The 5,021-nt window shown below is 59.0% G+C and carries 7 protein-coding genes; 6 read left to right on the forward strand and 1 reads right to left on the reverse strand.

Translation table 11 applies throughout. The features are described from left to right. The first annotated feature begins 170 nt into the window (after positions 1 to 170). Positions 171 to 1,175, forward strand: coding sequence for an ABC transporter substrate-binding protein (locus tag NW853_RS08375; RefSeq protein WP_414348782.1), 1,005 nt, complete (start codon positions 171 to 173; stop codon positions 1,173 to 1,175). Position 1,176: 1 nt separating this feature from the next. On the opposite strand, the gene NW853_RS08380 is transcribed toward NW853_RS08375, so the two are convergent. Beyond that, complete coding sequence (locus NW853_RS08380) at positions 1,177 to 1,689, reverse strand: phycobilisome rod-core linker polypeptide (protein ID WP_414332438.1); 513 nt, start codon at positions 1,687 to 1,689, stop codon at positions 1,177 to 1,179. Between the two features lie 457 nt (positions 1,690 to 2,146). On the opposite strand from NW853_RS08380, the gene NW853_RS08385 reads away from it, so the two are divergent. The 5 genes from NW853_RS08385 to NW853_RS08405 all read left to right on the forward strand — a co-directional run bounded on the left by NW853_RS08385 (position 2,147) and on the right by NW853_RS08405 (position 4,851). Then, complete coding sequence (locus NW853_RS08385) at positions 2,147 to 2,632, forward strand: 2Fe-2S iron-sulfur cluster-binding protein (protein WP_414348783.1); 486 nt, start codon at positions 2,147 to 2,149, stop codon at positions 2,630 to 2,632. 69 nt (positions 2,633 to 2,701) lie between these two features. Continuing rightward, positions 2,702 to 3,385: a V4R domain-containing protein gene (locus NW853_RS08390; RefSeq protein ID WP_414348784.1), complete on the forward strand. Its 684-nt coding sequence runs from the start codon at positions 2,702 to 2,704 to the stop codon at positions 3,383 to 3,385. A 52-nt stretch (positions 3,386 to 3,437) separates the two neighbouring features. Continuing rightward, positions 3,438 to 3,719 (forward strand): hypothetical protein, encoded by a 282-nt coding sequence (locus NW853_RS08395; RefSeq protein WP_414332444.1) that lies wholly within the window; start codon positions 3,438 to 3,440, stop codon positions 3,717 to 3,719. 105 nt (positions 3,720 to 3,824) lie between these two features. After that, a complete protein-coding gene (locus tag NW853_RS08400) occupies positions 3,825 to 4,364 on the forward strand; it encodes a hypothetical protein (RefSeq protein ID WP_414348785.1) in 540 nt (179 codons plus the stop codon). Positions 4,365 to 4,380: 16 nt separating this feature from the next. Next, positions 4,381 to 4,851, forward strand: a complete 471-nt coding sequence (locus tag NW853_RS08405) for a phycobilisome protein (RefSeq protein ID WP_414348786.1) — start codon at positions 4,381 to 4,383, stop codon at positions 4,849 to 4,851. Positions 4,852 to 5,021: the final 170 nt, after the last annotated feature.

The following is a 5,021-nucleotide window of genomic DNA, read 5'->3' on the forward strand; positions in this document are numbered from 1 at the left end:
CCTCTCCCTCTGGGAGAGGGGCCGGGGGTGAGGGATGGGAGAGGGGCCGGGGGTGAGGGATGGGAGAGGAGAGATACCGACATCCGGCTAGGGGCTATTTGGGCCAAGCTGAGGCAAAAACCACCTGCTTGCGAGATACTGAAAGCGTTGCAGTCTGAGGATCCCTGCCCATGGCTAGTGTGACCGCAGAGCTCTGGCCCCGACGGCGCTTTCTAGCCAGTGGAGCTGCTCTAGTGACAGCAGCAGCGGGATCCCGCCGCTCCAGATCCCGGCCCCTGCGCCTGGTGACCAACTGGTATGCTCAGGCGGAGCATGGCGGCTTCTACCAGGCCCTGGCCCTGGGTATCTACGCCGACTACGGCCTGCAGGTGGAAATCCGCATGGGGGGAACGGCGGTCAACGTGTTGCAACTGCTGGCTGGGGGAGCAGCGGACTTTGTCCTCGGCGGCAGCCCCGACGCCCTGGCGGCTCTGCCGTCAGGGATCCCCGTGCTCACCGTGGCCGCCTTTTTCCAGAAGGATCCCCAGTGTCTTTTGGTCCATCCGGGCGTGGGCATCGAGCGCCTGGAAGACTTGCGGGGCAAGCCCATCTGGGTCTCTCCGGGAGCCAACCTTACCTACTGGCCTTTCTTGCGGGCCAAGTTCGGCTTCAGCGACGAGCAAAAGCGCCCCTACAACCTCAGCCTCGCCCCCTTCCTGCTGGACAAATCCTCTGCCCAGCAGGGCTATGTCACCTCCGAGCCCTTCCGCGTGCGCCAGGAGGGCGGCTTTGATCCTGTTGTCTTCCTGCTGGCCGACTACGGCTATTCCCCTTATGCCACCACGCTGGAGACCACCCGCCCCTTTGCCGAACAGCACCCGGAGGAGGTGCGAAAATTTGTGGCCGCCTCCATCGCGGGCTGGCAAAGCTACCTGGAGGATCCCCGCCCCGGCAACCGCCTCATCCGCCAAGACAACCCCAACATGAGCGAGGCCCTTCTGGCCTATGCCCACCAAGCCCTAAAAGACTACGGCCTCCTCACTGCCGGCGACGCGGCCACCCTGGGGATCGGTGCCATGACCCACCAGCGCTGGCAGACCTATTTTCAGGAAATGGTGGCCCTGGGAATTGTCGAAGCTGGCCTGAATGCCCGCCAAGCCTACAGCCTCGACTTTCTTCCCGCTCCCGCCGCCTGAGTTACATCACCGCCAAGCTCTGCAGCCGCGGGGATCCCTGCATCGCCAGCTCATGGCGCCGGTGCATCTGCTCCGTCAGCAGGTAGGCCAGAGGCGGGCAGCCGCTCAGCCGCTGCCGCGGGTGGGGCAGTTGGTCGTTGCCGAAGGTGTGGCGGTACTCCTCCGAGTCGATAAAGGCATTGACCATGGCTTGAAAGCCCTGGTGGAGCAAGATGTCGTGGTAGGCGGCCACCTCCTCCTTGCTGGCCGGGGCCCGCCCCAAAAAGTGCTTAAAACCCTGCTCCACGCAGCGGGTGTTGCAGCCGGCACTGAAAAAGAGCTGCCGGTAGAGCCGGGATCCCCCAATTTGGCGAACCAACCGCTTGATCCCAATCCGACCCCGCAGAAAGTCCTGCTCGATTTTTTCCAGCTCTCCCGCCTTCTCGTGCTGGTAGGGCTGGCGTTCCAAAAGCTGTTGGTAGGCAGCCCGCAACAGGTTTTGCAACGTTTGCGGATCCCGCTGGCGTAGTTCCATAGCGATAGCTCCCAAGCAACGCGACCGACAAAAAGCGAACAAAAACCGATTAGACAAGAGGTCAACTTAAAGAAACAATGAAGATAGGGTTGCTCGATACACTTTTACAGTCGGCATTAACCAGATCCGAAAATTGTCAATGCCAACCCAAAATCCAATCGAGCAAAAGCCCTACTCAAGATTTATCTTGTCGATAAGTTGAACTGGGGAAGCTTGCGATAAATGTTTACAAGAAGGCCCCCAGTTTTTTCGAGTTTATGTGATTCTACTTTCCAGCTTTCTACATGGAGAAAATTTCCGTATTTATTCGTAGTTAAAGATTATGACATTTTGATTCTCTCAGCCTGGCCAAAATCCAGAATACGAGTAGGAACTGATTTTTCGCTTGCATTGCTTTTGCGGCAGGGCGTATCTGCCGGCAGAGTTTTTGTCTGCCTTGAAGTTGGGGATCCCACCTATGGTGAAACAAATCCGGCTAGATCCTCTATCCCGTGTCTCGGAGGTGGATACCTACAGCAATCTGCTGTCGGCCATTTTGTCGGAGGAGCTCCATGTCTCCAAGGAATGTAACGGCCGCGGCCTCTGCGCCACCTGTCATGTCTACGTCAAGGAGGGCATGGAGAGCCTCACCCCCATCACCCCCCGCGAGGCCAAAACCCTGGAGACGATCACCAGCGCCCGCAGCAATTCCCGCTTGGCCTGTCAGGCACGGGTGGTGGCCGATGGGGTGGTGGTGGAGCTGCCGCCGGGGATGTACGTGAACTCGCTGAAGGATATCGAGGTGCTCATCGGTCGGCGGGCCGAACAAGACTTGCTGCACCCCCGAACAGGGCGCGTTTTGGTGGAGCAGGGCAAGATCATCACCCGTTCCACGATCAAGCAACTGGAAAACGAAGACTTCCGCATCATCGGCAGCACTCTTGCCCAGACCCGCGAGGCCTAAGGGATCCCAACACTCTGCTTGGGTTCCTGCTGTAGTAGATCACGGCTCAGTTTTGTTGAGGAGAAAGCCATGGCCAGCGTTACCACTCGACCGGATCCCCGTCCCGCAGTCACCATGCCGGTGGGCCGCGACAAGCACGCCCACTACAGCTACCGCGATTTCTTCCGCTTTAACCGAGAGCAAGGCACGATCATCGACTGGAACAACACCCAAAACCTGCTGCTCAGCGAAGACTTCATTGTCGGCCTGCAGGCGGGCCTAGAGCGGGAAGTGGGCGATGCCTCTGCGGCGGTGATGTACACCATCGGCAGAGACTGGGGCAGCCGCGATGCCCAGCATTTTTCCCAGTGGTATGAGCGGGAGTACGGAGTTGGGGTCAAGCAGTCCAACCTTCTGTTTTTGCTGGAGACCTGGTGGTGGCCTTTTACGGCGCAAGGGTGGGGCAAGTGGGAGGTGGAAACCGAGTCCAAACAAAAAGGGTTCCTATTCATCAACCTGTTTGACTCGCTGGTGGCCCGCACCTTGGGCGATGTGGGCAGGCCGGTTTGTCACCTCTATGCCGGGCTATTTGCCGGATTTTTCTCTGCTATGACTTCCCGCGAGCTGGCCTGCATCGAAATCCAGTGCTACGCCATGGGGGAGACCTATTGCAAGTTTTTGCTGGGCGGGCAAGAGCGCATCGATGCCGCCAATTTCTGGGTGAGCGAAGGGGCCAGCGCCCGCGAGATCGAGCAGCGTTTGCACCAACTGTGAGGTCTGCCTGTGGCTTTTGCAATCCTTCCCTTGCCACTTTGGAGAAACGCCCATGGTCACCCTCAACCTAGACACCGATCTGGACTTAACCCAGCCGCTGGCGGTGTTTTTACAGGGGTTGAACTGGGATAACCGGCCCTTGGCCAAAGCTCCCTTCGCTCCAGAATCGCTGTCGGACTCCCCCCTGTTCTTGGCCCAGTCGGTAGGGCAGTTTTTTGCCGGCTGCAATTGGTCGGGCGTCCGCCCGCGCCCTGAGCCACCGCCGGAGCTGCCGCCAGAGGATCCCTTTACGCTTGAGGATTTTGCCGCTTTGTTTGGTGGAGCCTTGCTCTAGCCCTGCTTTGCCCCAACTTGGGTTTTGCTTCCTCGAGCCGCTCGATCTTTTGACTTGTTTTGAATTGGTTTTTTTTGAATTGGTTTTTTTAAGGAGACCTCACCCATGAATGACCTTCACTCCTGGCCGGAGCGCATTGCCGATCGAGAAGGGGATTACCTGACGCCCGACGATCTGCAGGATCTCATCCGCTACGCTCTCTCCTTTCAAGAGCGGCTGCATCTCTACCAGGTTTTGCAACAGCAGGAGATGGCATGGATCGAGAAGGTTCTGCAACAGCACGGGTACAGCGGTGAGGCAGAATCCTCTCTCGCCCCCACTCAGCGCCTCTTGGCCCGGCAACTGGCCTTCTGCTTGCGCTCCCTGGGCCTGAGCTTGTTGTTGGGGGATCCCTTGCCCCTGCAGCAATGGAGTTGTGGGGCGATGGAACGTCATCTGGGTTTACCGGAAGCGCTCCAGCAGTTGCAGGCGGTGGTGCAGGGATCCCTGCCGGCGGAGCAGCAGGGTTTGCTTGCCCCCTGCTGGCAAGCGCTACAGGCTGTCTGCACCCCTTCCCCAGAGCGGCTTGAGCCAGAATTTGCTCCTCAAACCGAGACTGCAGCTCCGTCGGAAGAAGCGCTCACCTTGATGCACATGTTCGTCTAAACCAAGGGGGCTTCCTATGAATTCAATGGTGACCGCGCTGATGCAACAAAGTGAGGGCCGCTATCTGCGCCCAGACGAGCTGAAAACCCTACACGCCTATGTGGAAGGGATCCCCAAACGAGTCCGCCTCTATCAAGTCCTGCAGGCCAAAGAGCAAGAGCTGGTGGAGCGGGTGATGGAGAAGTTCCAGCCGATGATGCCGAATTTGCCCCGCCAACATGGGCACCTGGCCTGGGAGCGTTGCCGCCGCGATCTCCTCATGGTGTGGCGCTACTGCTGCCTGGCCATGCTGCTCAACGATGAGGATTACCTGCGGGATAAGTTGCTCTACTGGCTGGAGACGATCCTGAAGTCCTTCAAGATGCGTGACCAGTGCCAGCCTGCCTATAAGTTGATGCTCGACTCCCTCAGCGCTGTCTTCGGCCCCGAAGAGAGCGAGGCCATCCGCCCCTACGTGCTCTTGGCCAAGTCGATGCTGGTCAACTGAAGTCAATGGGCTCTCGATCCATTCACCAATTACTGTATACAGCCCACTCCCTGGTCATCCATTCCTTGCCCCCTATGGCCAGATGAAGGCACTCCCTACTATCCCAGTGCTCCGTGCTGCTCGCCCAAGCGCTCCGCGCCGCTCACGCGACCACCCCCAGCCCCTCTCCC

Origin of the sequence: Synechococcus sp. H55.11 (genome assembly GCF_047462475.1) — a bacterium.
In the GTDB taxonomy this organism is placed as follows: Bacteria; Cyanobacteriota; Cyanobacteriia; order Thermostichales; family Thermostichaceae; genus Thermostichus.